This window comes from Streptomyces sp. Y20, from assembly GCF_043195475.1.
Taxonomy (GTDB): Bacteria; Actinomycetota; Actinomycetes; order Streptomycetales; family Streptomycetaceae; genus Streptomyces.
The window spans coordinates 662,659-687,100 of the sequence record NZ_JBIDDP010000001.1; the positions used below are offsets into that span (position 1 = coordinate 662,659).

Here is a 24,442-nt window from a genome sequence, read left to right on the forward strand (position 1 = left end):
CGCAGTCACGACGACCCTGCGGCCGGCGCCTAGCGTTCCCCACCTCACACGATCGCCGGGAGAAGAGAGACCCATGCAGTTCGGCATCTTCACGGTCGGGGACGTCACCCCCGATCCCACCAGTGCCCGCACGCCGTCGGAGCACGAACGCATCAAGGCGATGGTCGCCATCGCGCTCAAGACGGAGGAGGTGGGGCTGGACGTCTTCGCCACCGGCGAGCACCACAACCCGCCGTTCGTACCGTCGTCCCCGACCACGCTGCTCGGTTACGTCGCCGCCCGTACCGAGAAGCTGATCCTGTCCACCGCCACGACACTGATCACCACCAATGACCCCGTGAAGATCGCCGAGGACTACGCGACGCTCCAGCACCTCGCTGACGGCCGCGTGGACCTGATGCTGGGGCGCGGAAACACCGGGCCCGTCTATCCGTGGTTCGGCAAGGACATCCGGAAGGGCATCGAGCTGGCCCGGGAGAACTACGGCCTGCTGCACCGGCTGTGGCGCGAGGACGTCGTCGACTGGGAGGGCACGTTCCGCACGCCCCTCCAGGGCTTCACCTCCACCCCCCGCCCGCTGGACGGCGTACCGCCGTTCGTCTGGCACGGCTCGATCCGCTCGCCGGAAATGGCCGACCAGGCCGCCTACTACGGCGACGGCTTCTTCCACAACAACATCTTCTGGCCGGCCGAGCACACGCGGCGGATGGTCCAGCTGTACCGGCGGCGGTACGCCCACCACGGCCACGGCCGCCCCGAACAGGCCGTCGTCGGTCTCGGCGGGCAGGTCTTCATGCGGAAGAACTCGCAGGACGCCGTGCGGGAGTTCCGCCCCTACTTCGACAACGCCCCCGTGTACGGCCACGGTCCGTCCCTGGAGGACTTCACCGAGCAGACCCCGCTGACCGTGGGCTCCCCGCAGCAGGTCATCGAGCGGACCCTGTCCTTCCGCGAGACCGTGGGCGACTACCAGCGGCAGTTGTTCCTGATGGACCACGCGGGCCTGCCCCTGAAGACCGTGCTCGAACAGCTCGACATGCTCGGCGAGGAAGTGGTGCCCGTCCTGCGCAAGGAGTTCGTGAACAGTCGCCCCGCCGATGTGCCGGACGCACCGACGCACGCGGCCCGGGTCGCGGCGGCCGCGTCCTCGAAGGGAGAGAGCGCCGCATGAAACTCGTCGCCGTGTCCGCGGGGTTGAGCACCCCGTCCTCCACCCGTCTGCTCGCCGACCGGCTCACCGAGTCGGTCCACGGCGAACTCGCCGCTCAGAGACGCGATGTGGAGATCCAGGCCATCGAGCTGCGCGAACTGGCCGTCGCCGTCGCCAACAACCTCGTGACCGGATTCCCGGCGCCCCCGCTGGCCGCCGCGATCGACTCGGTGGCGGGTGCCGCCGGTCTGATCGTCGTGACTCCCGTGTTCACCGCCTCCTACAGCGGACTGTTCAAGTCCTTCTTCGACCTGATCGATCCGGACGCCCTCACCGGCAAGCCGGTCGTCATCGCGGCGACGGGAGGTACGGCCCGCCACTCGCTCGTCCTGGAGCACGCTCTGCGTCCGCTGTTCTCCTACCTGCGTGCCGCCGTCGTCCCCACGGCGGTGTACGCGGCGTCCGAGGACTGGGGGTCGGGCGGCGACGCGTACACGGAGGGACTGCCCGCGCGCATCCGGCGGGCGGGCGGCGAGCTGGCCGCCCGCATGGCCTCGCGTCCGGCCGAGGCGGCACCCGAGGACGACGTCACGGCGCTCGAACGGCAGCTGTCCGATCTGCGCTTCGACTGAGACCGGCACCGGCATGCCCTGCCGGATGCCCCGCTGAGCCGCCGGTCCGGTCCGCGGCCCGCCCCAGGCGGACGATCGCGGTCGGCGGCCGGTCCAGCAGGCCGATGTCCTGCTCCTGTACGGCGATCACCAGCGAAGTCTCGGGCAGCGCCCGGGGCAGCGCGGCCGGCAGGGCCGTCGCAGTGCGGCGGTCCAGGCCGGCGGTGGGTTCATCGAGCAGCAGGACCGCGGGACGCCTCAGCCCGGCGCGCGCGGTGGCAAGGCGTCGCCGCTGCCCCTGGGACAGCAGGCGCCCGCCGGGGCGACCCTCTTCCCGCGCCGGCCCTACCTCATACGAGCATCGCGCCGCGCGGAAATCCGCCGGTTCACCGAACCCGTCCGAAAGGAACCCCATGAGCCAGCCTTCCATTGCTCCGGTCGTCGAGCGTGTGGATGCCCGGAAGCGCTATGAGATCCTGGTCGACGGAAAGCGCGCCGGATTGACCGCCTACCGTGACCGCGGCGAACAGCGCGTCTTCTTCCACACCGAGGTCGATGACGCCTTCGCCGGACAGGGCCTGGCCTCCCGGCTCGTCCAGGAGGCGCTCACCGACGTGCGGAAGTCGGGGAAGCGGATCGTGCCCGTCTGCCCCTACGTGGCCGCTTTCCTGGAGCGGCACGACGAGTTCGCCGACATCACCGACCCCGTGACGCCCGACGTCCTGCAATGGCTGGACACCGAACTGCACTGACCTTCTTCACCAGCGACTTCCTCCCCGATATCCCGCGAGTTTTTACGGATCGAAAGCCATTCGAAGCCATTCGCCGGAATGTCGCCATTCAACGAATTCAGAGAATCGGGGAGGCGTCGCGGGAAAAGGTGCGGCACCCGACTTCCAGGCGCCGCACCCGGCCCTCATCACGGCGAATGCCCCCCGGCAGGCACACCCGCGTCGGTCAGGGGCATTCCCAGGAGCCGCGCCGCCCGCACCGGCTCGACCTTGCCTACCCCCGGAGGTGCGCCGCTCAGGCCTGGGTCAGACCCACCCCGTGCGCGAGCCGGGCGGCCGCGTGCCGGAAGAACGGGGCACGATCCTCGACCACCCGGGTGAACTGGCCGAACACCTCGAAGCCGACCAGCCCGAAGAGCTGGGCCCAGGCGGCCACCAGTGCCGCGGCGGCCTCGGGCGGCAGCCCGGGGGCGAAGTCGGCGGCCATGCGCTCCCCCTCGGGGCGCAGCCCCGCGGGGAGGGGAGGGACGGTCAGGCCCGACGCCTGATGGGTCTCCCGGACGATGCCGATGAGGACCATGCCGACGCGCGCCGCGGCCCGGACGGTGGTGTCGGGGGCCGAGTATCCGGGCACGGGCGTCCCGTAGATCAGCGCGTACTCGTGCGGATGGGCGAGCGCCCAGTCGCGGACCGCTTCGCACACGGCCGTCCAGCGGTCCAGGGGCGGGGCGGCGGACGCGGCGTCCCGGGCCTGTTCGGCCGCCTCGCCGAGGGCGTCGTAGGCGTCGATGATCAGGGCGGTCAGCAGGTCGTCGCGGCTGGGGAAGTAGCGGTACACGGCCGACGAGACCATGCCCAGCTCGCGGGCGACCGCGCGCAGCGAGAGCTTGGCGGCGCCCTCCGCGACCAGTTGTCCGCGTGCCGCCTCCTTGATGGCCGCGGTGACTTCCTGCCTGGCTCGCGCGCGGGCGCCCTGTGTGGTGCTCATGGAAGAAGTGTGCCACGGAGGAGAGCGGTGCACACAAAAGAGAGCACCGCTCTTGCTCTGGTGCGCCATGGGCCCCACACTGGAGGAGAGCGAGAGCACCGCTCTCCCGAATCGTGGGGGTCATCATGTCGTCGTCTTCGCCGTACTACCTCAAGGGCAGCCCGCTGAACGTCCGCTTCAACAGCGTGATCGGCTGGCTCGCCCGGCACGGGTTCAGCCTCGCGGGGAGCGCCGAGATGTCCGTGCGGGGCCGCAAGAGCGGCCAGATGCAGCGCGTCCCGGTCAACCCGCACACGTACGACGGCGGGCAGTACCTGATCTCGGCTCGCGGCCACTCCCAGTGGGTGCGGAACATGCGCGTCGCGGGCGGCGGCGAACTGCGCGTCGGCCGCAGGGTGCGCACCTTCACCGCGGTGGAGCTTCCCGACGCCGACAAGCTCCCCCTCCTGCGGACCTACCTGGACAAGTGGGGCTGGGAGGTCAACCAGTACTTCGCCGGGGTCACCTCCGCGTCCACCGACGCGGAGATCATCGCCTGCGCCCCCGACCACCCGGTCTTCCGGATCACCGTCACGAACTGACGGGTTCCTCCGCCGGTGCGGCCTGCGCCTTGTCCAGCCTGGCCAGGGCACGCTGGGCAAGGGGGTGCGCGCGGACCATGTCGCCGAGCGTGGTCGAGCCCTGGGTGATGTCCCGGAACGCCCGCCACGCCGGACGGAAGCCGGTGAGGGCGGCGTGGAAGAGGCCGGGGCGCTTCTCGAAGACCGCCAGCATCCGCTTGCCGACGCCCATCTCGACACCGAGCCCCGCCTTGATCGCGAACGCGTAGTTCAGGGCCTGACGGCGGGCGTCGACGGCGTCGTGCGACTCGGCGATCCGTACCGCCCACTCCCCCGCCAGCCGGCCCGAGCGCAGCGCGAACGAGATGCCCTCACGGGTCCACGGCTCCAGCAGCCCCGCCGCGTCACCGCAGACCAGCACCCGGCCGCGGGACAGCGGCGAGTCGTCGGCGCGACAGCGGGTCAGATGCCCGGAGGACAGGGACGGTTCGAAGCCGGCCAGGCCGAGCCGGGCGGTGAAGTCCTCCAAGTACCGCTTGGTGGCGGCGCCTTCGCCGCGCGCGGAGATCACGCCGACCGTCAGCGTGTCCCCCTTCGGGAAAACCCAGCCGTAACTGCCGGGCATCGGGCCCCAGTCGATGAGGACCCGGCCCTTCCAGTCCTCGGCGACCGTCTCCGGCACCGGGATCTCCGCCTCCAGGCCGAGGTCGACCTGGTCCAGCTTCACACCGACGTGGGCCCCTATCCGGCTGGCACTGCCGTCGGCGCCGACGACCGCGCGGGCCAGCACCGCCTCCCCGCCCTGGAGGACGACGGCGACCGTGCGCCGGTCCGGCACCGCCGAGCCGTGCTGCTCGACACGCTGCACCGTGACGCCCGTACGCAGCTCGGCGCCCGCCTTCTGGGCGTGCTCGACCAGCTGCTGGTCGAACTCGGGCCGGTTGATCAGCCCGAACAGCATCTGCTTGGAGCGGCGGGTGCGGGTGAAGCGGCCGTTGTGGGAGAAGGTGACCGCGTGCACCCGGTCGCGGAAGGGCAGTTCGAAGCCCGGCGGCAGCGCGTCGCGCGAAGGCCCGATGATGCCGCCGCCGCACGTTTTGTAGCGCGGCAGCTCGGCTTTCTCCAGCAGCAGCACGCGCCGTCCCGCGACCGCGGCCGCGTAGGCGGCCGAGGCCCCCGCGGGTCCCGCGCCCACCACGACGACGTCCCACACCCGCTGCACGTCGTCCGCCGAAGAATTGTCGCCGCTCACGATGGTCTACCGCTCCGATCAAGCCGCCGCCGAAGTGTCCCCCCGCATCCTACGGCGGCCGTCCGCGCAGGCCACTGTGGGAGGATCGGTGGACTCACCCCCGTACAGCGTCGCACCCACAAGGAGCGTGCCCATGTCGTCGAATCCGGTCGCCGAGACCGTGGCCTCGCTGCTGCCCCGGGCGAAGGAGGAGCTGGCCGAACTGGTCGCCTTCCGATCGGTGGCGGACTTCGCGCAGTTCCCGGAGAGCGAGAGCGAGGCCGCCGCGCACTGGATCGCCGATGCGCTGCGTGCCGAGGGCTTCGCCGACATCGCCCTGCTGGACACCCCCGACGGCACCCGGTCGGTGTACGGCCGGCTGCCCGGCCCGGAGGGTGCGAAAACGGTTCTTCTGTACGCGCACTACGACGTCCAGCCGCCCCTGGACGAAGCCGGCTGGACCACTCCGCCGTTCGAGCTCACCGAGCGCGACGGCCGCTGGTACGGCCGCGGGACCGCCGACTGCAAGGGCGGCTTCCTCATGCACCTGCTCGCGCTGCGCGCCCTCAGGGCGAACGGCGGCGTGCCCGTGCACGTCAAGGTGATCGTGGAGGGTTCGGAGGAGCAGGGCACGGGCGGCCTGGAGCGGTACGCCGAGCAGCACCCCGAGCTGCTGGCGGCGGACACGATCGTCATCGGCGACGCGGGCAACTTCCGTGTGGGCCTGCCGACGGCCACTACCAGCCTGCGCGGCATGACGATGGTCCGGGTGCAGGTCGACACCCTGGCCGGCAACCTGCACTCGGGCCAGTTCGGCGGCGCCGCCCCGGACGCGCTGGCCGCGCTGATCCGGGTCCTGGACTCGCTGCGCGCCGAGGACGGCTCCACCACCGTCGACGGCCTGGAGGCCACGGCGGCATGGGACGGCCTGGAGTACACCGAGGAGCAGTTCCGCGAGGACGCCAAGGTGCTGGACGGCGTCGGACTGATCGGTACCGGCTCGGTCGCCGACCGCGTCTGGGCCCGCCCGGCCGTCACGGTCATCGGCATCGACTGCCCGCCGGTCGTCGGCGCCACCCCCTCCGTGCAGTCCCGCGCCCGTGCCCTGATCAGCCTTCGGGTGCCGCCGGGGGTGGACGCGGCGGAGGCCACCGAGCTGCTCCAGGCGCACCTGGCGGCCCACATCCCGTGGGGCGCCCGGGTCACCACCGAGCAGACCGGGCAGGGCCAGCCGTTCAGCGCCGACACCTCCAGCCCCGCCTACCGGGCGATGGCCGACGCGATGGCGGTGGCCTACCCGGGCGAGACCATGCAGTACGCCGGCCACGGCGGCTCCATCCCGCTGTGCAACACCCTCGCCGGCCTCTACCCGCAGGCGGAGATCCTGCTCATCGGGCTGAGCGAGCCGGAGGCGCGGATCCACGCGGTCGACGAGAGCGTGTCGCCCGAGGAGCTGGAGCGGCTCTCGGTCGCCGAGGCGCTGTTCCTGCGCAACTACGCGGCCGGCTGAACCGTTCTGCCCACGGCAGACGACCCTCGCCGGACGGCCGGGGCCGCGCCTACGGTCGGCACATGGACGTCATCCAGCTCCTCCCCCGCCTGCACCTCCTGCGATTCCCGGTCGGCCAGGCCTATCTCTGGCGCGACGGCGACGAGTTGACGCTGATCGACGCGGGCACGCTCGGCTCCGGCCGGCCCCTCGCCGACGCGGTCACGGCGCTCGGGCACGCGCCGCGGGACGTACGGCGGATCGTGCTGACCCACTTCCACGAGGACCACGCGGGCGGGGCGGGCGAGCTGGCCGCGCTGACCGGTGCAGAGGTGCTGGCGCACGAGCGGGACGCCCCCTTCGTACGAGGTGGACCGCCGGGTCCGGCGCCGCGGTTCGAGGAGTGGGAGCTGCCGCTGCACGCGGCGGCGGCCGCGCACCTGCCCGAGGGCGAGCCGGTGCCGCCGGCCGCCGTCACCGGCCTGGCGGGCGGCGAGGTGCTGGACTTCGGCGGTGGTGCCCGGGTGCTCCACGTCCCGGGGCACACGGACGGCAGCATCGCGCTGTTCCTGCCCGCCGAAGGCGTGCTGTTCACCGGGGACACGGTCGCGGCCGCACCGGGCCACGGAACGCCCATGCCCGGGGTGTTCAACCTCGACCGCACTCAACTCCTCCAATCCGTAAGGATGTTGGCCGATCTCGAAGCGGAGGTGGCCTGTTTCGGGCACGGTGACCCGGTGGTGGGAGGCGCCGCCGCCGCACTGGGCCGGGCGGCGGCCGCGGCCTGACCGGCGGCCGGCGGTCAGCCGACCGGCACCCCGGCCTCCAGATAGAGCGCGGTGCCCCGCTCGCGCGCCCGCAGCGCCCAGCGCAGCCGCTCGTAGCGGACCGGCGGGAGCATCGCGGCGGCCTCCTGTTCGGTGGCGAAGCGCCAGGCGCGCAGCTCCGGGCCCGGCAGCAGCACCCGGGACGCCTGCGCGGGCGCCAGCCTGCCGCCGTCGAACAGCAGCCGCAGCCCGCCGTATCCGGGCGGCGCGGGCCGCTCCCAGTCCACGACGAGCAGCCGCGGCACCTCCCTCAGCCGTATCCCCGTCTCCTCCGCGACCTCGCGCATCCCGGCGCGGGCGGGGGCCTCTCCCCGCTCCACCACCCCACCGGGGAACTCCCAGCCCGGCTTGTAGGTGGGGTCGACGAGCAGCACCCGGTCCTGATCGTCGAAGAGCAGTACGCCGGCGGCCAGCGTCTCGGCGGTCGGCTCCGGGGTCTGCACGATGTCGCAGGCCGGCACCGCACCGCTGCCGACGGCGTCGGCGATGCGGACTGCGGTGTCGTACGGGGTGAGGACGCTGGTGTCGACGAGGTGAGCGTCGGCGGTGAGCCAGGAGGCGAGGGCGGCGCGGTAGTGCTCGATGTGGCCGTAGGACCACTGGCGTGTCCGCAGCTCGCCGTCGGGGAGGCCGGGCGGTGTCTCCCGACCGGCTGTCCGCTCGCGCAGGATCGTTTCCGCCGGGGCGAGGAGCAGATGGTGGACGGCTATCCTGCGGGCGGCGAGACCGCCGAAGATCTCGTCCCGGTACTCCTGGCGGAGCAGGGTCATGGGCACCACCAGGGTGCCGCCCAGCTCGGCGAGCATGGCCGCGGCGGTGTCCACCACCAGTCGGCGCCAGACCGGCAGATCCTGGAAGTCGCCGACCTCGGCCAGGCGCTTGGGCGGCAGCAGGTGTGCGAGCGCCCCGCCGATGACCTCGGGATCGAAGAGCGTGCTGTGCGGGATCAGTTCGATCAGCTCCCGTGCGGCGGTGGTCTTCCCCGCACCGAACGCGCCGTTGATCCAGACGACGGTCACGGACTCCCCCTCTTCTGTTGGCCCCCTGTGGCTTGCCCGCTCCACCCTGCCACGGAAACCCCCTCACGGTGAGGGCGCCTGCCCTCACACGGGAACGTGCCGGTGCCCCCCCCGCGGCGGGGACACCGGCACGCGCTCCGTACGTGCGTCGGCCCTATCCCTGGCCGAGGTCCTCCTGATCGACGGCCGGTCCGTACTGGCTGACGAGGTGGCCTGCCGTGTCGGGGGTGTCCGAGACGCTCAGGTCGTGGCGGGGACCGTCGTGGGCCGCGTGGGGCGGGGTGACGGCGGCCACGAAGAATCCGGTGGCGAGGGTGGCGAGGGCCAGCATGCTGCGCTTCTTCATGCCCTGATCAACTACGGAACCGGCCCGGGGGTCACGCGGAACGTCACGGCCATGTGCCCGGTGCGACGGCCGTACGGGGGGACGCGTTGCTCACAGACTCACCGCGGCGGCGTCCGTCCTGCTGGTCAGGGCTGCCGCGGCGGCGCCGACGAGGCCCGCGTCGGTGCCTGTCTGTGCGGGTACGACGGTGAGCCGCTGTACGAAGGACAGGGCCGCGTAGTCGGCCAGAGCCCTGCGCAGGGGGGTGAAGAGGATGTCGCCCGCCTTGCCGACGCCCCCGCCGATCACGGCGATGTCGATCTCGACCAGGGTCGCGGTGGCCGCGATAGCGGCCGCCAGCGCCTGCGCGGCCCGCTGGAAGGAGGCCACGGCGACCGGGTCGCCGGCGCGCGCGGCGGCAGCCACCGCGGCGGCCGAGGTGTCACCGTCGGGGCCGGGCCGCCAGCCCTGCTCCAGGGCCCTGCGGGCGATGTTGGGCCCGCTGGCGATGCGCTCCACGCAGCCGCGCGAACCGCACGGGCAGGGGTCGCCGTCCAGGTCCACACTGATGTGGCCGATGTGCCCGGCGTTGCCGGTCGGGCCGGGGTGCAGCCGGCCGCCCAGCACCAGTCCGCCGCCCACCCCCGTCGACACCACCATGCACAACGCGTTGTCATGGCCCCGTGCGGCGCCCTGCCAGTGCTCGGCCGCCGTGATGGCGACGCCGTCGCCGATCAGCTCGACAGGCAGGCCGCCGGTGGCCGCGCGTACCCGCTCGACCAGCGGAAACTCACGCCAGCCCGGGACGTTCACCGGGCTGACGGTACCCGCCGAGGCGTCCACCGGGCCGGCACTGCCGATGCCGACCGAGGCGGCCCGTCCCCACAGGGGTGAACCGGCGAGGTCGCCGAGCACCCCCGTCACGGCACGCATGACCGTTTCGCCGTCCTGCTGGGCGGGCGTGGCGCGCTGAGCCCGGGCCAGGATCCGTCCGTCGCGGTCCAGCAGCGCGCCGGCGATCTTGGTGCCGCCGATGTCCAGGGCCGCGACGAGGTCGGTGTGCATCAAGAGTCAGATCTCCCCGTTGGAACGTGAAAGCGGAATACCGGAGGCCGGACAAGCGGTGGGGGCGCAGGCCGGGACAGCGGTGGACAGTCTCTCCCGCATCTGACAACGTTGTCCAGGCTCTATGCTCGACGCCACATCCTCATACAGGACCACGGATCGCACCACCGCCGTGGACGAGACGGACGAGAGACAGGACAGCACCCCGTGCCCGAGACCACCCGCCGTGCAGAACGCCTCCCCGGGAACCGGTACGGCAACCGCCCGACGATGAAGGACGTGGCGGCACGCGCCGGTGTGGGGCTGAAGACGGTCTCCCGCGTGGTCAACGGCGAGCCGGGGGTGACCCCGGACACCGAGCGCCGGGTGCAGGAGGCCATCGAGGCGCTCGGCTTCCGCCGCAACGACAGCGCCCGCGTGCTGCGCAAGGGCCGCACGGCGAGCATCGGCCTGGTCCTGGAGGACCTCGCGGACCCGTTCTACGGCCCCCTCAGCCGTGCCGTGGAGGAGGTCGCCCGCGCGCACGGCGCCCTGCTGATCAACGGCTCCAGCGCCGAGGACCCGGAGCGCGAGCAGGAGCTGGCGCTGGCGCTGTGCGCGCGCCGGGTGGACGGTCTCGTGGTGATCCCGGCCGGGAACGACCACCGCTACCTGGAGCCGGAGATCAGGGCCGGGGTGGCGACCGTGTTCGTGGACCGCCCGGCCGGGCGGATCGAGGCCGACGTGGTCCTGTCCGACAACTTCGGCGGTGCCCGCGACGGCGTCGCCCATCTCATCGCGCACGGCCACCGCCGGATCGGGTTCATCGGTGACATGCCGCGCATCCACACCGCGGCCGAGCGGCTGCGCGGCTACCGGGCGGCCATGGAGGACGCGGGCATACCCGTCGAGGGGCGCTGGATGTCCCTCGGCACGACCAGCCCGGAACGGGTGCGGCGGGCGGCCGAGGAGATGCTGTCCGGGCCCGACCCCGTCACCGCTGTCTTCACCGGCAACAACCGGGTCACGGTGACGGTGATCCGGGTCCTCGCCGGGCACACCCGCCGGACCGCGCTCGTCGGCTTCGACGACATCGAACTGGCCGACCTGCTCCAGCCGGGGGTCACGGTCGTCGCACAGGACGCGGCGACGCTGGGCCGTACCGCCGCAGAGCGCCTCTTCCGCCAGCTGGACGGCGTCCTCCTGGAACCCGAGCGGATCCTGCTGCCGACCCGGCTGATCACCCGCGGCTCGGGCGAACTGCCGCCCGCGAACTGAAGCACCCTCTTGAGGGCCCGACGCCTGGGAAGTGCGCCCCCTGGGGGCGGCCCCCACCGCGGCGCGGCCCTCAGCGCGGCGCCGGTCATGGCCGTGGCGCCGCCGGTCCTCGCCACGGCTGCGCTGCCTGCCGACCGGCCGCCGGCCCGTCCCGGCACCGCTACGGCGCCTCCCGCACTCCTGCCGCCCCGGGTCCTTGGCGGGCCCGTCTATTGCGCGGAGGCCGTGAGGTCGCCGCGCCGGGGTGCGGCGAAGCTCTCCAGGTCGGCGCGGGTCAGGCCGGTGAGGCGGGCGACCTCGGCGATGTCCAGGGCCCCGCAGTCCAGGCCGCGCAGCAGGTAGCCGCTGAGGGCCTTGGCGGTCGCGGGCTCGTCCATGACGTCGCCGCCGGCGCGGTGGGCGTACCGGGTCAGACGGGCCGCGGCCTGTTCGAAGCCCTCGCGGTAGAACGCGAAGACGGCGGCGTAGCGGGTGGGGATGTGACCGGGGTGCATGTCCCAGCCCTGGTAGTAGGCGCGGGAGAGGGCGCGGCGGGTGAGGCCGTAGTGCAGCCGCCAGGCGTCGTGGACCTGCTCGGTCGGGCCGACCGGCAGGACGTTGGTGGAGCCGTCGGAGACGCGGACGCCGGTACCGGCCGCTGCGACCTGCATGACGGCCTTGGCGTGATCGGCGGCGGGGTGGTCGCTGGCCTGGTGGGCGGCGGAGACGCCGAGGCAGGCGCTGTAGTCGAAGGTGCCGTAGTGGAGTCCGGTGGCGCGGCCCTCGGCGGCCTGGATCATACGGGCGACGGTGGCGGTGCCGTCGCCGGCGAGGACGGCCTGGCTGGTCTCGATCTGGATCTCGAAGCCGAGGCGGCCCGCGTCCAGGCCGTGCACCTTCTCGAAGGCCGCCAGGAGGCGGACGAACGCGCTGACCTGCTCGGCGTACGTCACCTTCGGCAGGGTGAGGACCAGGCCGTCGGGCAGGCCGCCGGCCTCCATCAGAGCGGTGAGGAAGACGTCGAGGGTGCGGATGCCCCGGTCGCGTACGGCGGCCTCCATGCACTTCATGCGGATGCCCATGTACGGCGCGGCCGTGCCGTCCCGGTACGCCTGGGCGATCAGGCGGGCCGCGCGGGCCGCCGCCGCGTCCTCCTCGGCGTCGGGGCGTGGGCCGTAGCCGTCCTCGAAGTCGACGCGCAGGTCCTCGACGGGCTCGCGCTCCAGTTTGGCGCGGACACGGGAGTACACCGGTTCGGCGAGGTCGTCGGCGAGGCCGAGGACGGCCGCGAGGGAGGCGGCGTCGGGGGCGTGGGCGTCGAGGAGAGCGAGTGCCTGGTCGCCCCAGGTGCGCAAGGTGCCGGCGGCGAAGACGTCGCCGGGTACGTAGACGGTGTGGACGGGCTGCCGGGTGCCGGGATCTCCGGGATAGCGGCGCTCCAGCTCCGCGTCCACCGGTGCCAGGGAGGCGCTGATCTCCTCGCTGACGGCGCCCGCGAGGCTTGTCGCCACCTTCTCCTGCTGACCCATCCCACACCCTCCGATTTTCCGCTTTCCGGAATCAACAATCCGTAGAATGAAGTTATCCGGCGCGCTTCCCGCTGGTCAACACCGTGTCCAGGATGCGCCGAGGCCCCCGTGACCGCACTGGTCACGGGGGCCTCGCACAGCGGGGGGACTCAGCCCTTGCGGGCCTTGACCTCCTCGGTCAGCTGCGGGACGACGTCGAAGAGGTCACCGACCACGCCGAAGTCGACCAGCTCGAAGATCGGGGCCTCGGCGTCCTTGTTGACGGCCACGATCGTCTTGGAGGTCTGCATACCGGCACGGTGCTGGATCGCGCCGGAGATGCCGTTGGCGATGTACAGCTGCGGCGAGACCGACTTGCCGGTCTGGCCGACCTGGTTGGTGTGCGGGTACCAGCCGGCGTCCACCGCGGCGCGCGAGGCGCCGACGGCCGCGCCGAGGGAGTCGGCGAGCGCCTCGATGAGCGAGAAGTTCTCGGCGCCGTTGACGCCACGGCCGCCGGAGACCACGATCGCGGCCTCGGTCAGCTCCGGGCGGCCCGTCGACTCGCGCGGGGTACGGCCGGTGACCTTGGTGCCGGTGGCCTGCTCGGAGAAGGTCACGGACAGGGCCTCGACCGCACCGGCGGCCGGGGCGGCCTCGACGGCGGCCGAGTTCGGCTTGACCGTGATGACCGGGGTGCCCTTGATGACCCGGGACTTGGTGGTGAAGGACGCGGCGAACACCGACTGGGTGGCCACCGGGCCCTCGTCGCCGGCCTCGAGGTCGACGGCGTCGGTGATGATGCCGGAGCCGATGCGCAGCGCCAGGCGGGCGGCGATCTCCTTGCCCTCGGCGGAGGACGGGACCAGCACGGCGGCCGGGGAGACGGCCTCGTGGGCGGCCTGGAGGGCGTCCACCTTCGGCACGACCAGGTAATCGGCGTACTCGGACGCGTCGTGGGTGAGGACCTTCACCGCGCCGTGCTCGGCGAGCGTGGCGGCGGTGTCGGCGGCGCCGTTGCCGAGCGCGACGGCGACGGGCTCGCCGATGCGGCGGGCCAGCGTCAGCAGCTCCAGCGTGGGCTTGCGGACGGCACCGTCCACGTGATCGACGTAGACGAGGACTTCAGCCATGGGATTGCTCTCCTGCGTAACGAAGTTGAGGGGCGGTCGGCGGGGGCGAGCCCTTAGATGAACTTCTGGCTCGCGAGGAACTCGGCGAGCTGCCTGCCGCCCTCGCCCTCGTCCTTGACGATCGTGCCGGCCGTACGGGCCGGACGCTCGGTCGCGGTCTCGACCTTGGTGAACGCGCCGTCGAGACCGACCTCCTCGGCCTCGATGTCCAGGTCGGACAGGTCCCAGGACTGAACCGGCTTCTTCTTCGCCGCCATGATGCCCTTGAAGGACGGGTAGCGGGCCTCGCCGGACTGGTCGGTCACGGAGACGACCGCCGGGAGCTGCGCCTGAAGCTGCTCGGAGGCGGCGTCGCCGTCGCGGCGGCCCTTGACCGTGCCGTCCTCGACGGAGACCTCGGAGAGGAGGGTGACCTGCGGGACGCCCAGGCGCTCGGCGACCAGCGCGGGTACGACACCCATGGTGCCGTCGGTGGAGGCCATGCCGGAGACGACCAGGTCGTAGCCGGCCTTCTCGATGGCCTTGGCCAGGACCAGGGAGGTGCCGATGGCGTCCGTGCCGTGCAGGTCGTCGTCCTCGACGTGGATGGCCTTGTCGGCACCCATGGACAGGGCCTTGCGGAGCGCGTCCTTGGCGTCCTCGGGGCCGACCGTCAGGACGGTGACCTCGGCGTCGTCCGCGTTCTCCGCGATCTGCAGGGCCTGCTCCACGGCGTACTCGTCCAGCTCGGAGAGCAGACCGTCCACGTCGTCGCGGTCGACGGTCAGGTCATCGGCGAAGTGCCGGTCGCCGGTGGCGTCGGGCACGTACTTCACAGTGACAACGATCCTCAAGCTCACGCCGGCTCTCCTACTGCATCGTCTTTTTCCGGGCTGCCTCTTGCAGGCAGCATAGGCGCCTGAAGCGGCCGATCCCGGTCGGGGCGTCCGCGCGCTCCGACCGAAATATTACTCGTCAGTACATCCAGTTCCTGCCCGCTAAGCAAGCGCTTTGAACTGTGACCTTCGCAACGCAGCGTAACCGGAACTCGACGGCCGCGCAGAACGGGGCGCCGTGATCAATCCCGCAGACCGCCGAAGCGGCCCTGGTGGTAGAGGAGGGGGCGGCCGGAGCCGGAGGGGTCGCCCAGGACGACCTCCGCGAGCACGATCCGGTGATCGCCCGCCGGGACGCGTCCGACGACCCGGCACACCAGCCAGGCCAGCACGTCGTCCAGCACCGGGACGCCTTCCGGGCCGTCCCGCCACGCCGTCGGCGCGCCGAAGCGGTCGGCGCCGCTGCGGGCGAAGGTGGCGGCCAGCTCGCTCTGGTGCTCACCGAGTACGTGCACGCCGACATGGTCCGCCTCGGCTATCGCGGGCCAGCTGGAGGCGCCCGTGCCGACGCCGAAGGAGACCAGCGGCGGCTCGGCGGAGACGGAGGTCAGCGAGGTGGCGGTGAAGCCGACCGGGCCGGCGGCGCCGCGCGCGGTGATCACCGCGACGCCGGCGGCATGCCGGCGGAACGTGGAGCGCAGCAGGTCGGGGGAGGCGAGCCGAGGAGTGCCGAGACCGGGTGTGGCCGTCATGGAGTTGTCCTTCTGCGAGGGAGGGGAAACGGGCCGTGGCTGCTCAACAGCCCGGACAGCGCGCGCTCGCGTTGCGGGCGAGGTCGACGTGGACCCGCCCGTGGAGAAGGAGTTCGGTCGGCATACGGCCAGGCTGACGAGAGGTGGCGCGGACAGTCAAGTCGGTTCCGCGATACGGAAGCCGCCGCCCCGGGCGCTGAACCCCCCTCACACCGCCTCACCCAGAGCCGCGATGACGTCGGCCTTGCGGGGCTGTCCGGCGGCGCGCCGCACCACCCGGCCCCCGGAGTCCAGGACCAGGACCGTGGGCGTCCGCAGGATCCCCAGTGCGCGTACGAGTTCCAGCCGGGCCTCCGCGTCGATCTCGACGTGGGTCACGCCGGGGACCATCGCGGCGACCTCGCCGAGGACGCGCCGGGTGGCCCGGCAGGGTGCGCAGAAGGCGCTGGAGAACTGCACCAGCGTGGCCCGCTCCCCCAGTTCGCCGCCCAGCTCGGCCGCCACGAGCCGCCTGCCGTCGTCCCGCCCGCGCACCCGCGTCCTCCCGTTCCGCCGCTTGTGCGGCACTCCGTGGGCACGCGCCGCCGCGAGCGCCCCGGGCACACCACCAGTCCGGTCCTTCTCAACATAAGCGTTTAGGGGGCCGCAAGAATTCCCACCGCCCGGCGAGTGGTCCCAGCGGAAGCGCGGTTCGGGCCGCGGCCGGGGCGGCCCTCGCCGTCCTCATGAACGACGCGTTCGGACACTGCCCGGGGTGCGGGTTCCCCGTGTTGCCCAGGAGGGCCACGGTACGGGTGGAGTAAGCAGGACATAAGGTCCACGGGCGGCATACGGGCGGACGTGACGAGGATCTCGCCGCCGCGTGGCACCAGGACTGGCTACCCGTCCGTTCTTCGGGCACGATCTGCGAGACGCCGTTAAACCTACGGCCGCGTAACCTCCCGCCGGGAGCCCCCTTTCCCGAGCAGAGCAGGAAGGGTCCACCCCGCCCATGGCAGAGCTGGTCTACCGCCCCGTCATCGGTCTCGCCAAGACGCTGTTCAAGGCCTGGGATCTGAAGATCGACTGCAAGGGATCGGAAAACATCCCGCGCTCGGGCGGCGCCGTGCTGGTGAGCAATCACATCAGTTACCTGGACTTCATCTTCAACGGCCTGGCCGCTCTGCCGCAGAAGCGCCTGGTGCGCTTCATGGCGAAGGAGTCCGTCTTCCGGCACAAGGTCTCCGGTCCGCTGATGCGGGGCATGAAGCACATCCCGGTGGACCGCAGACAGGGCGAGGACGCCTACGCTCACGCGCTGGACTCGCTGCGCTCCGGCGAGGTCATCGGGGTGTTCCCCGAGGCCACGATCTCCGAGTCGTTCACCCTGAAGAGCTTCAAGTCCGGTGCGGCGCGGCTGGCTCAGGAGGCGGGCGTTCCGCTCGTCCCGATGGCGGTGTGGGGCACCCAGCGGCTCTGGACGAAGGGCCAGCCCCGCAACTTCGGGCGCAGCCACACCCCCGTCACCATCCGGGTCGGCGAGCCGGTCGAGGCCCCGCGCGACCAGTACGCGGGCGCCATCACCCGCCGTCTGCGCGAGCGCGTCCAGGAGCTGCTGGAGGCCGCCCAGCGGGCCTACCCCGCGCGCCCCAGGGACACGGAGGACTCCTGGTGGCTGCCGGCCCACCTCGGCGGCACGGCGCCCACGGCGGACCAGCTGCGCACGGCAGAGGCCCACTGATCCTGCCCGGCCGCGCGCGGCGCCGACCCGGCCGGGATCAGGCGCCGGCGCCGGACGGCACCGGCGCGCGCACCTCGAGACGTGCCCCGGGGCTGGACTTCGCCAGCAGTCCGGCGAGTTCGGCGGCGGCCGCCTCGACTTCGGGGACGGGCATCGGGGCCAGGGTCTCCAGCAGGAAGACGGCGGACACCGTCCGCTCGGTGAGGCGGGTACGGGGGCCCTGGCGCCAGTTCCAGCGGCGGCAGGTGACACCGGCCTCGTCGCGCCACACCACCTCGCCCGGCTCGGGGTGCTCGACGGCCTGCGCGCCACCCGCGACCGTCACGAAGTCCTCCTCCCCCGTGGCCCGCACCAGGCGCATCCCGCCCTGGATGCGGTCGAGGTCCTCGCCGCCGACGGGGATCAGGTGGGCGACGCTGATGGCGTTATAGAGGTCGACGAGCAGGTTGATCCGGGGCAGGCCGGCGTCGGACAGGGCCCGCTTGGCCAGCGCCTCGGCGGAGTTGCGGGTGCGCGAGGGTTTGGCGCCGAAGGCGGTGTACGCCGCGCGCCAGGCCGCCATGTGCGGGTCCTCGTGCGGCGCGCGGCCGGCCAGGCGGGCGGCGAGGCGGCGGGACGCGTCGTCCAGCAGGGCTGAACTCGCCTGGTTACTGGGCCCGTTGACCAGGCCGTGCGCCTCGATCGCGACGTGGGTGAAGCCGGGTGCGAGGACACGGACCTCGTCGGACACGGTGAGCGTGAAGGTCATCTGCCTCGCCTCACAGGGTGCTGGGGAGCGTCTTCCACAGGTGCGGCCGGTCGGGGGCAGCCCGCAGGGCGGCGAGAACGGCCGGGTGCGGTTCAGCATATAGGACCGGGTAGTCCATCTCATTGGACGTGGAATCCGGTACCCAGGCCAGCCGCTCGCCCTCCAGCGAGAATCGGGCGTCGACGCCGGGCTTGTTGCCGCGCGGGTCCTGCCGGTGCCACGCGCCGTGGAAGCGGACGGCGACCAGACCGTGTACGACATGGCCGCCCCCGTCGTCGTGCCGCAGCCGCTGGTAGCACAGCGCGGTGGGGATGTCCTCGGCCCGCAGCAGCGCCGCCAGGGCGTGGGACTTGGCATGGCAGACGCCGGTCCGCAGGGTCAGCACGTCGGACGCGCGCCAGGTGACGCGCGGGTCGCCGCAGTCCTGGGAGTGCGGGATGGCGTCACGGACGAAAGTGTAGGCGGCGCGCGCATAGTCATACGAGTCGGCCGACTCTTGAGCGAGCCCGGCGGCCGTCTCCCTGACCACCGGGTGGTGATGGTCGATGACCTCGTCAGACGCCAGATAGGCGGACAGGTCGGCGGTGTGCTGGATCAGCTCCATGCCCGCAGAGCATAGAAATGCGATCACCCGGCGTCAATGACTTTTCGGGTAATCGCATATCTATGCATCCGTCGCGGTCAGCGCGCCATTTCCTCCTTGAGTGCCGCCACGAACATGTCGACATCCTCCTCCGTGGTGTCGAAGGAGCACATCCAGCGCACCACTCCGGCGGCCTCGTCCCAGAAGTAGAAGCGGAACCGCTTCTGGAGGCGCTCGCTCACGTCGTTCGGCAACCGGGCGAAGACGCCGTTGGCCTGCACCGGGTGGAGGATCTCCACGCCGTGCACCGCGCGCACGCCCTCGGCGAGCCGCTGGGCCATCTCGTTGGCGTGCCGGGCGTTGCGCAGCCACAGGTCCTTGGCCAGCAGCGCCTCCAGCTGCACGGACACGAAGCGCATCTTGGAGGCCAGCTGCATGGACATCTTGCGCAGGTGCTTCATCTGCCGCACCGCGTCCTGGTTGAGGACCACGACGGCCTCGCCGAACAGCGCGCCGTTCTTCGTCCCGCCCAGGGAGAGGATGTCGACGCCGACCGCGTTGGTGAACGTCCGCATGGGCACGTCCAAGGAGGCGGCGGCGTTGGCTATCCGGGAGCCGTCCAGGTGCACCTTCATGCCGTGCGCGTGGGCGTGCTCGCAGATCGCGCGAATCTCCTCGGGCGTGTAGAGCGTGCCCAGCTCCGTGCTCTGGGTGATCGACACGACCTGCGGCATCGCGCGGTGCTCGTCCTCCCACCCCCAGGCCTGCCGGGCGATCAGCTCCGGCGTGAGCTTGCCGTCGGGCGTGTGCACGGTGAGCAGCTTCAGGCCGCCCATGCGCTCGGGGGCGCCGCCCTCGTCGACGTTGATGTGCGCGCTCTCGGCGCAGATCACCGCGCCCCAGCGGTCGGTGACCGCCTGGAGCGCGACCACGTTCGCGCCGGTGCCGTTGAAGACCGGGAAGCCTTCCGCGGTCGAGCCGAAGTGGCCGCGGATGATCCGCTGGAGATTCTGGGTGTAGTCGTCCTCGCCGTACGCCACCTGGTGGCCGTGGTTGGCCAGCGCGAGGGCGGCCATCACCTCGGGGTGGGCTCCCGCGTAGTTGTCACTGGCGAAACCGCGGACCTCCGGGTCGTGATGGCGACGCGCGTCGGTCCTGGGAGGGTTCACGGCTTCTCGGTCAGCCACAGACGGTTTCCGTTCACTTCGGCGGCGGACTTGCTCCAGACGCCCTCGATGGCCTCGGCCAGGTCCTTGACGTCCGTGAAGCCCGCGAACTTCGCGTTGGGGCGTTCGGCGCGCATCGCGTCGTGCACCAGCGCCTTCACCACCAGGATCGTAGCCGCGGACGTCGGCCCTTCGGCGCCCCCCGCCTTGCGGAAGTAGTCGCCCATGGCCAGCGTCCACGCCTCGGCGGCGGCCTTCGCCGCGGAATAGGCGGCGTTGCCCGCGGTGGGCCTGCTCGCACCGGCGGCGCTGATCAGGACGTACCGGCCGCGCTCGCTGCGCTGCAACGCCTCATGGAAGGCGAGGGAGGTGTGCTGCACGGTGCGGATCAGCAGCATCTCCAAGAAGTCCCAGTCGTCGAGGCTGGTCTTCGTGAAGGTCTCGCTGCCGCGCCAGCCACCGACCAGGTGCACGAGCCCGTCGACCCGGCCGAAGTCCTTCTCGATGTGGGTGGCCCAGTCGCGGGTGGACTGGAGGTCGAGCAGATCCACCGTGTCGCCGGTGACGGTGGCGCCGCCGGCGGCGTAGCGGGCCGCGTCCACCGCCTCGGACAGCCGCTCCGGGTCGTTGTCCGCGCCGATGACGGTCGCCCCGGCCTCGGCCAGTCGCAGCAGCGCCGCGCGACCCGCGGGCCCGCCCGCGCCGGCCACCGCGATCACCGCACCGCTGAGTGTCCCGTTCGCCCCGTTCCCCATGGTCTTCCCCTCTGACGCAGTGTGCTGGACGCGGTCGCTCACGCGGCGAGCCGCTCGGCGCCGTCCGCCTTGATGCCCCGGGTCGAGGCGATGACGTTCTTCAGCTTCTTGGACAGCGCCTCATAGAACATGCTCAGCGGAAACTCGTCCGGAAGCACGTCGTCCACGAGCTTGCGCGGCGGCTGGGTCAGGTCCAGGGCGTCCGGGCCCTTGGCCCACCGCGAGCCGGGGTGCGGAGCGAGGTAGGTGGAGACCAGCTCGTAGCCGGCGAACCAGTGCACCAGCTTCGGGCGGTCGATGCCGTCCTTGTAGAGCTTCTCGATCTCGGCGCAGAGCTGGTTGGTGACCTGCGGGGCGCGCTCCCAGTCGATGGAGAGCCGGTTGTCGGTCCAGCGGACGACGTCGTGCTTGTGCAGGTAGGCGAAGAGCAGCTGGCCGCCGAGGCCGTCGTAGTTGCGGACGCGGTCGCCGGTGACCGGGAAGCGGAACATGCGGTCGAAGAGCACCGCGTACTGCACGTCACGGGCCTGCGGGACGCCGTCCGCCTGGAGCTTCACGGCCTCCTTGAAGGCGGTGAGGTCGCAGCGCAGCTCCTCCAGGCCGTACATCCAGAACGGCTGGCGCTGCTTGATCATGAACGGGTCGAACGGCAGGTCGCCGTGGCTGTGGGTGCGGTCGTGGACCATGTCCCACAGGACGAAGGCCTCCTCGCAGCGCTTCTGGTCGTGGACCATCGCGGCGATGTCCTCGGGCAGGTCGAGGCCGAGGATGTCGACGGCGGCCTCGGTGACCCGGCGGAAGCGGGCGGCCTCGCGGTCGCAGAAGATGCCACCCCAGGAGAAACGTTCCGGCGCCTCGCGGACGGCGATGGTCTCCGGGAAGAGCACGGCGGAGTTGGTGTCGTAGCCCGAGGTGAAGTCCTCGAACGTGATGCCGCAGAAAAGCGGGTTGTCGTAGCGGGTGCGCTCCAGCTCGGCCAGCCACTCGGGCCAGACCATGCGCAGCACGACCGCCTCCAGGTTGCGGTCCGGGTTGCCGTTCTGCGTGTACATCGGGAAGACGACCAGGTGCTGGAGGCCGTCCGCACGGTTCGCGGCGGGGTTGAAGGCCAGCAGGGAGTCCAGGAAGTCCGGCACCCCGAAGCCGCCCTCGGCCCAGCGGCGCAGGTCCGTCACGAGGGCCTGGTGATAGGCGGTGTCGTGCGGGAGCAGCGGGGAGAGCTGCTCGACCGCGGCGACGACACGCTCGACGGCCGCCACGACGTCGTCGCGCCGCGGGGCACCCTCGGCGCCGAGGTCTATGGATCCGTCCGTCGACTGCCATGGCCGGATCTGCTCCACGGCATTCTTGAGCACGGGCCAGGCCGGGTGCTCAACCACCCTGATCAGCGAAGGTACCTGCTCCTCCGCACCGGCCTGCACAAGAATTTCCGTCATGTCCCATCCTCCACAGGAGAACCTCGCGTCGGGGACACCGTATGCATAGCCGGTTTCTCTCAGCAAGTGGCTAGCCGGGAAATTATTCTGTCGGACCCCGTGGTGACCGACATTCTTCCTGCCACAAACCGTGACGACGCTCACTTCGGCTGAGACGGCGGGGTCTCGGCACCGCCGCGATCCGGCCGGCAGGCTCGGTCAACGAAAGCGGGGACCCGCCCACGGGAGGGTGACGGCCCGAGCGGCCACCGGCCGTACGGTGCGCCGTCGATGCTCCCGTGCCCCGCGCGCATGCGGGTCCATCGTGCGGCCCGGCCATTAGGCTGCGAGCCTGCCGCGTGGACGACGACGTCCGTACGGGGGCCGCCGGGTCCGCGCGTCGCCGAGCCGCCGTCGACGGAAGCGAGTTGAACTTTGAACTTCCTTACCATCGGTCACCGCGGGGTCATGGGCGTCGAGCCCGAGAACACCCTCCGTTCCTTCGTCGCCGCCCAGCAGGCCGGCCTCGACCTGATCGAACTCGATCTGCACCTCAGCAAGGACGGCGCCCTGGTCGTCATGCACGACGCGGACGTGGACCGTACGACGGACGGCTCCGGGCCGATCGGCGAGAAGACCCTGCCGGAACTGCGCGCCCTCGACGCGGGCCGCGGGGAGCGGGTGCCCGTGTTCGAAGAGGTCCTCGACGCGGTGCACACACCGTTGCAGGCCGAGATCAAGGACGTGACCGCGGCCCGGGCGCTGGCCGAGGTGATGCGCGCCCGGGATCTGACCGCGCGGGTGGAGGTGTCCTCCTTCCACGACGAGGCCGTCGCCGAGATCGCGCGGCTGGTGCCCGGGGTGCGGACCGCTCTGGTCGCGAGCCGCTACGGCCCCGACGTGGTGGACCGCGCCGTCGCCGTGGGGGCCGCGACCGTGTGCCTGAACATCCGGCGGCTCACCCTGGAGACCGTCGAGCACGCGCGCGCCTGCGGGCTGCGGATCATCGGCTGGGTGGTCAACTCCCAGCCCCAGCTGCGGCTGGTCCGCGCCCTGGAGCTGGACGGCGCTACCACCGACTACCCGGACATCAAGCGCACGGGCCGCTTCACCGCGTGACCCGGCGGCGGTCTTCCCGCGGGGGCGTCACACCAGCGGCTTGACCAGCACCTCGAACTCCAGGTCGTCGCGCTGCGGGATGCCGTAGCGCTCGTCGCCGTACGGGAACGGCTCGGTCTGTCCCGTACGGCGGTAGCCGCGGCGCTCGTACCAGGCGATGAGGTCGTCGCGGACGGAGATCACCGTCATCCGCATCTCGGTGACGGCCCAGGTCTCGCGGGCCAGCCGTTCCGCCTCCGCCATGACGGTCCTGCCGAGGCCCGAGCCCTGGTGGGCCGGGCTGACCGCGAACATCCCGAAGTAGGCGTGGCCGCCGCGGTGTTCCAGCTGGCAGCAGGCGACGACACGGCCGTCCTGCTCGACGACCAGCAACCGGCTCTCGGGGGCCTTGATCACCTCCAGCACGCCCTCGGGGTCGGTCCGCTGCCCCTCCAGGATGTCCGCCTCGGTGGTCCACCCGGTCCGGCTGCTGTCTCCTCGGTACGCCGACTCGATCAGCGTGACCAGGGCGTCCACATCGGCGTCGGTGGCGTCACGGAAGGTGAGTGCGGTGGCGGGGGTGTCCATGGGGCGGCGGTCTCCGATCTCGGGCGTGGCTGAGCCAGGCATGAGGGTAACCCTGCCACTAACCTCCCGTGCATGGTGCATGTACTCAGCAGCCGGACACTTCTCCAGCCCACCGACCCCGAACGCTCGCGCGACTTCTACGGCGAGCGGCTCGGGCTGTCCGTCTACCGGGAGTTCGGTACCGGCCCCGAACGCGGGACGGTCTACTTCCTCGGCGGCGGCTTCCTGGAGCTGTCGGGACGCTCCGATGCCCCGCCGTCGCCCGCGGTGCGGCTGTGGTTGCAGGTCGAGGACGTGACGGCCGCGTGCGAGGAACTGCGGGCGCGGGGCGTGGAGATCGTACGACCACCGGTGCGGGAGGCGTGGGGCCTGGTCGAGATGTGGATCACCGATCCGGACGGCACCCCGATCGTCCTGGTGGAGATCCCGTCCGACCACCCACTGCGCTACCGGCCGGGGATCTAGGCCGTTTTCTTGCGGATCACTGTCCCCCGTTCGCCGTGGTGCCCACAGGCCCCCACCTTGATCGGAAGCTTGCAGATCGTCGCGATGACGTTGTCAGGGCTCTCCGGGGCCACCAGGTCGATCGGTCCGAACTCCACCGCGACCATCCCGCCGACGGCTGTCCCGCCGCCGCCGTGGCCACCGACGCGGCCCACGCCGAACCCGGAACCCCGCTGCGCACGGTGTTCACCGCCGTCCTGCGCCAACTCGCCGACCGGCGCAGGGAGATGGACGGGCCCGGAGGCGGCGGCGACACCGATGCCGCGCTTGCCGACCTCGCCCTCCTCGTCGGTACCGTCCTGTTGTCACGCGCCAGCGACGACGAGGACCTCTCCCGCGCTTTCCTGGCAGCCGCCCGCGACCGCCTGGGTGAGGGGGCCGCCCCCTCCATCGGGGCCGTCCCCCTCGCCTGACGGCGGGCGCGT

Annotated in this window: 27 protein-coding genes and 1 pseudogene; 11 read left to right on the plus strand and 17 right to left on the minus strand. The window is 71.9% G+C overall.

The window, feature by feature from the left end; translation table 11 throughout:
- The first annotated feature begins 73 nt into the window (after positions 1–73).
- The gene (locus ACGFT1_RS02770; RefSeq protein ID WP_373907205.1) at positions 74–1,171 is read left to right on the plus strand and encodes an LLM class flavin-dependent oxidoreductase; all 1,098 of its coding nucleotides are present in this window, start codon (positions 74–76) and stop codon (positions 1,169–1,171) included.
- Entirely contained in the window at positions 1,168–1,782 is a 615-nt protein-coding gene (locus ACGFT1_RS02775) for an FMN reductase (protein WP_373907206.1), read from the plus strand. The genes ACGFT1_RS02770 and ACGFT1_RS02775 overlap by 4 nt, the downstream gene beginning before the upstream one ends.
- On the opposite strand, the gene ACGFT1_RS02780 is transcribed toward ACGFT1_RS02775, so the two are convergent.
- Positions 1,739–2,191 (minus strand): ATP-binding cassette domain-containing protein, encoded by a 453-nt coding sequence (locus ACGFT1_RS02780; protein ID WP_373907207.1) that lies wholly within the window; start codon positions 2,189–2,191, stop codon positions 1,739–1,741. The genes ACGFT1_RS02775 and ACGFT1_RS02780 overlap by 44 nt on opposite strands.
- Here ACGFT1_RS02780 and ACGFT1_RS02785 point away from each other — a divergent pair.
- Positions 2,175–2,513, plus strand: a complete 339-nt coding sequence (locus tag ACGFT1_RS02785) for a GNAT family N-acetyltransferase (protein ID WP_373907208.1) — start codon at positions 2,175–2,177, stop codon at positions 2,511–2,513. The genes ACGFT1_RS02780 and ACGFT1_RS02785 overlap by 17 nt on opposite strands.
- A 274-nt stretch (positions 2,514–2,787) precedes the next feature.
- Here the strand turns inward: ACGFT1_RS02785 and ACGFT1_RS02790 are convergent, their stop codons facing one another.
- Positions 2,788–3,480 (minus strand): TetR/AcrR family transcriptional regulator, encoded by a 693-nt coding sequence (locus ACGFT1_RS02790; RefSeq protein WP_373907209.1) that lies wholly within the window; start codon positions 3,478–3,480, stop codon positions 2,788–2,790.
- Positions 3,481–3,605: 125 nt separating this feature from the next.
- On the opposite strand from ACGFT1_RS02790, the gene ACGFT1_RS02795 reads away from it, so the two are divergent.
- Complete coding sequence (locus ACGFT1_RS02795) at positions 3,606–4,061, plus strand: nitroreductase/quinone reductase family protein (protein ID WP_373907210.1); 456 nt, start codon at positions 3,606–3,608, stop codon at positions 4,059–4,061.
- Here the strand turns inward: ACGFT1_RS02795 and ACGFT1_RS02800 are convergent.
- On the minus strand, positions 4,051–5,292 hold the full coding sequence (locus ACGFT1_RS02800; protein ID WP_373907211.1) for a geranylgeranyl reductase family protein: 1,242 nt from the start codon (positions 5,290–5,292) through the stop codon (positions 4,051–4,053). The genes ACGFT1_RS02795 and ACGFT1_RS02800 overlap by 11 nt on opposite strands.
- A gap of 133 nt (positions 5,293–5,425) precedes the next feature.
- Here ACGFT1_RS02800 and ACGFT1_RS02805 point away from each other — a divergent pair, with 133 nt between their 5' ends.
- Both ACGFT1_RS02805 and ACGFT1_RS02810 read left to right on the plus strand, forming a co-directional pair.
- Entirely contained in the window at positions 5,426–6,781 is a 1,356-nt protein-coding gene (locus ACGFT1_RS02805; RefSeq protein ID WP_373907212.1) for a dipeptidase, read from the plus strand.
- 62 nt (positions 6,782–6,843) lie between these two features.
- Complete coding sequence (locus ACGFT1_RS02810) at positions 6,844–7,548, plus strand: MBL fold metallo-hydrolase (RefSeq protein WP_373907213.1); 705 nt, start codon at positions 6,844–6,846, stop codon at positions 7,546–7,548.
- 14 nt (positions 7,549–7,562) lie between these two features.
- Here ACGFT1_RS02810 and ACGFT1_RS02815 read toward each other — a convergent pair whose 3' ends face one another.
- The 3 genes from ACGFT1_RS02815 to ACGFT1_RS02825 all read right to left on the minus strand — a co-directional run bounded on the left by ACGFT1_RS02815 (position 7,563) and on the right by ACGFT1_RS02825 (position 9,996).
- Positions 7,563–8,606 (minus strand): NUDIX domain-containing protein, encoded by a 1,044-nt coding sequence (locus ACGFT1_RS02815; protein WP_373907214.1) that lies wholly within the window; start codon positions 8,604–8,606, stop codon positions 7,563–7,565.
- 154 nt (positions 8,607–8,760) lie between these two features.
- Positions 8,761–8,952 (minus strand): hypothetical protein, encoded by a 192-nt coding sequence (locus ACGFT1_RS02820; RefSeq protein ID WP_373907215.1) that lies wholly within the window; start codon positions 8,950–8,952, stop codon positions 8,761–8,763.
- A gap of 90 nt (positions 8,953–9,042) precedes the next feature.
- On the minus strand, positions 9,043–9,996 hold the full coding sequence (locus tag ACGFT1_RS02825; RefSeq protein WP_373907216.1) for an ROK family protein: 954 nt from the start codon (positions 9,994–9,996) through the stop codon (positions 9,043–9,045).
- A 207-nt stretch (positions 9,997–10,203) separates the two neighbouring features.
- Between ACGFT1_RS02825 and ACGFT1_RS02830 the strand changes: the two genes are divergently transcribed.
- A complete protein-coding gene (locus ACGFT1_RS02830) occupies positions 10,204–11,253 on the plus strand; it encodes a LacI family DNA-binding transcriptional regulator (protein WP_373907217.1) in 1,050 nt (349 codons plus the stop codon).
- 209 nt (positions 11,254–11,462) lie between these two features.
- On the opposite strand, the gene ACGFT1_RS02835 is transcribed toward ACGFT1_RS02830, so the two are convergent.
- The 5 genes and pseudogenes from ACGFT1_RS02835 to ACGFT1_RS02855 form a co-directional block, all read right to left on the minus strand.
- On the minus strand, positions 11,463–12,761 hold the full coding sequence (locus ACGFT1_RS02835; protein WP_373907218.1) for a DUF6986 family protein: 1,299 nt from the start codon (positions 12,759–12,761) through the stop codon (positions 11,463–11,465).
- A 149-nt stretch (positions 12,762–12,910) separates the two neighbouring features.
- Positions 12,911–13,873 carry an electron transfer flavoprotein subunit alpha/FixB family protein gene (locus ACGFT1_RS02840; RefSeq protein WP_373907219.1) on the minus strand — a complete coding sequence of 321 codons (963 nt, stop codon included), beginning with the start codon at positions 13,871–13,873 and terminating at the stop codon, positions 12,911–12,913.
- Positions 13,874–13,926: 53 nt separating this feature from the next.
- Complete coding sequence (locus tag ACGFT1_RS02845) at positions 13,927–14,712, minus strand: electron transfer flavoprotein subunit beta/FixA family protein (RefSeq protein WP_361985986.1); 786 nt, start codon at positions 14,710–14,712, stop codon at positions 13,927–13,929.
- A gap of 218 nt (positions 14,713–14,930) precedes the next feature.
- Positions 14,931–15,440: a flavin reductase family protein gene (locus ACGFT1_RS02850; protein ID WP_373907220.1), complete on the minus strand. Its 510-nt coding sequence runs from the start codon at positions 15,438–15,440 to the stop codon at positions 14,931–14,933.
- Between the two features lie 207 nt (positions 15,441–15,647).
- Positions 15,648–16,069, minus strand: a pseudogene (locus ACGFT1_RS02855) (TlpA family protein disulfide reductase).
- A 362-nt stretch (positions 16,070–16,431) separates the two neighbouring features.
- Between ACGFT1_RS02855 and ACGFT1_RS02860 the strand changes: the two are divergent.
- Entirely contained in the window at positions 16,432–17,160 is a 729-nt protein-coding gene (locus tag ACGFT1_RS02860) for a lysophospholipid acyltransferase family protein (RefSeq protein ID WP_373907221.1), read from the plus strand.
- Between the two features lie 37 nt (positions 17,161–17,197).
- Here ACGFT1_RS02860 and ACGFT1_RS02865 read toward each other — a convergent pair whose 3' ends face one another.
- From ACGFT1_RS02865 to ACGFT1_RS02885, 5 genes are all read right to left on the minus strand, one after another.
- Positions 17,198–17,908 (minus strand): B3/4 domain-containing protein, encoded by a 711-nt coding sequence (locus ACGFT1_RS02865; RefSeq protein WP_373907222.1) that lies wholly within the window; start codon positions 17,906–17,908, stop codon positions 17,198–17,200.
- 10 nt (positions 17,909–17,918) lie between these two features.
- Positions 17,919–18,512, minus strand: a complete 594-nt coding sequence (locus ACGFT1_RS02870; protein ID WP_373907223.1) for a transglutaminase family protein — start codon at positions 18,510–18,512, stop codon at positions 17,919–17,921.
- 77 nt (positions 18,513–18,589) lie between these two features.
- Complete coding sequence (locus tag ACGFT1_RS02875) at positions 18,590–19,660, minus strand: low specificity L-threonine aldolase (RefSeq protein ID WP_373907224.1); 1,071 nt, start codon at positions 19,658–19,660, stop codon at positions 18,590–18,592.
- Complete coding sequence (locus ACGFT1_RS02880) at positions 19,657–20,412, minus strand: SDR family NAD(P)-dependent oxidoreductase (protein ID WP_373907225.1); 756 nt, start codon at positions 20,410–20,412, stop codon at positions 19,657–19,659. The genes ACGFT1_RS02875 and ACGFT1_RS02880 overlap by 4 nt, the downstream gene beginning before the upstream one ends.
- A gap of 38 nt (positions 20,413–20,450) precedes the next feature.
- The gene (locus tag ACGFT1_RS02885; protein ID WP_373907226.1) at positions 20,451–21,848 is read right to left on the minus strand and encodes a DUF6421 family protein; all 1,398 of its coding nucleotides are present in this window, start codon (positions 21,846–21,848) and stop codon (positions 20,451–20,453) included.
- Positions 21,849–22,262: 414 nt separating this feature from the next.
- On the opposite strand from ACGFT1_RS02885, the gene ACGFT1_RS02890 reads away from it, so the two are divergent.
- Positions 22,263–22,946 carry a glycerophosphodiester phosphodiesterase gene (locus ACGFT1_RS02890; protein ID WP_373907227.1) on the plus strand — a complete coding sequence of 228 codons (684 nt, stop codon included), beginning with the start codon at positions 22,263–22,265 and terminating at the stop codon, positions 22,944–22,946.
- A gap of 27 nt (positions 22,947–22,973) precedes the next feature.
- Here ACGFT1_RS02890 and ACGFT1_RS02895 read toward each other — a convergent pair whose 3' ends face one another.
- Positions 22,974–23,513, minus strand: coding sequence for a GNAT family N-acetyltransferase (locus ACGFT1_RS02895; RefSeq protein ID WP_373907653.1), 540 nt, complete (start codon positions 23,511–23,513; stop codon positions 22,974–22,976).
- 72 nt (positions 23,514–23,585) lie between these two features.
- On the opposite strand from ACGFT1_RS02895, the gene ACGFT1_RS02900 reads away from it, so the two are divergent.
- On the plus strand, positions 23,586–23,978 hold the full coding sequence (locus tag ACGFT1_RS02900) for a VOC family protein (protein WP_373907228.1): 393 nt from the start codon (positions 23,586–23,588) through the stop codon (positions 23,976–23,978).
- 173 nt (positions 23,979–24,151) lie between these two features.
- Positions 24,152–24,430: a hypothetical protein gene (locus ACGFT1_RS02905; protein ID WP_373907229.1), complete on the plus strand. Its 279-nt coding sequence runs from the start codon at positions 24,152–24,154 to the stop codon at positions 24,428–24,430.
- Positions 24,431–24,442: the final 12 nt, after the last annotated feature.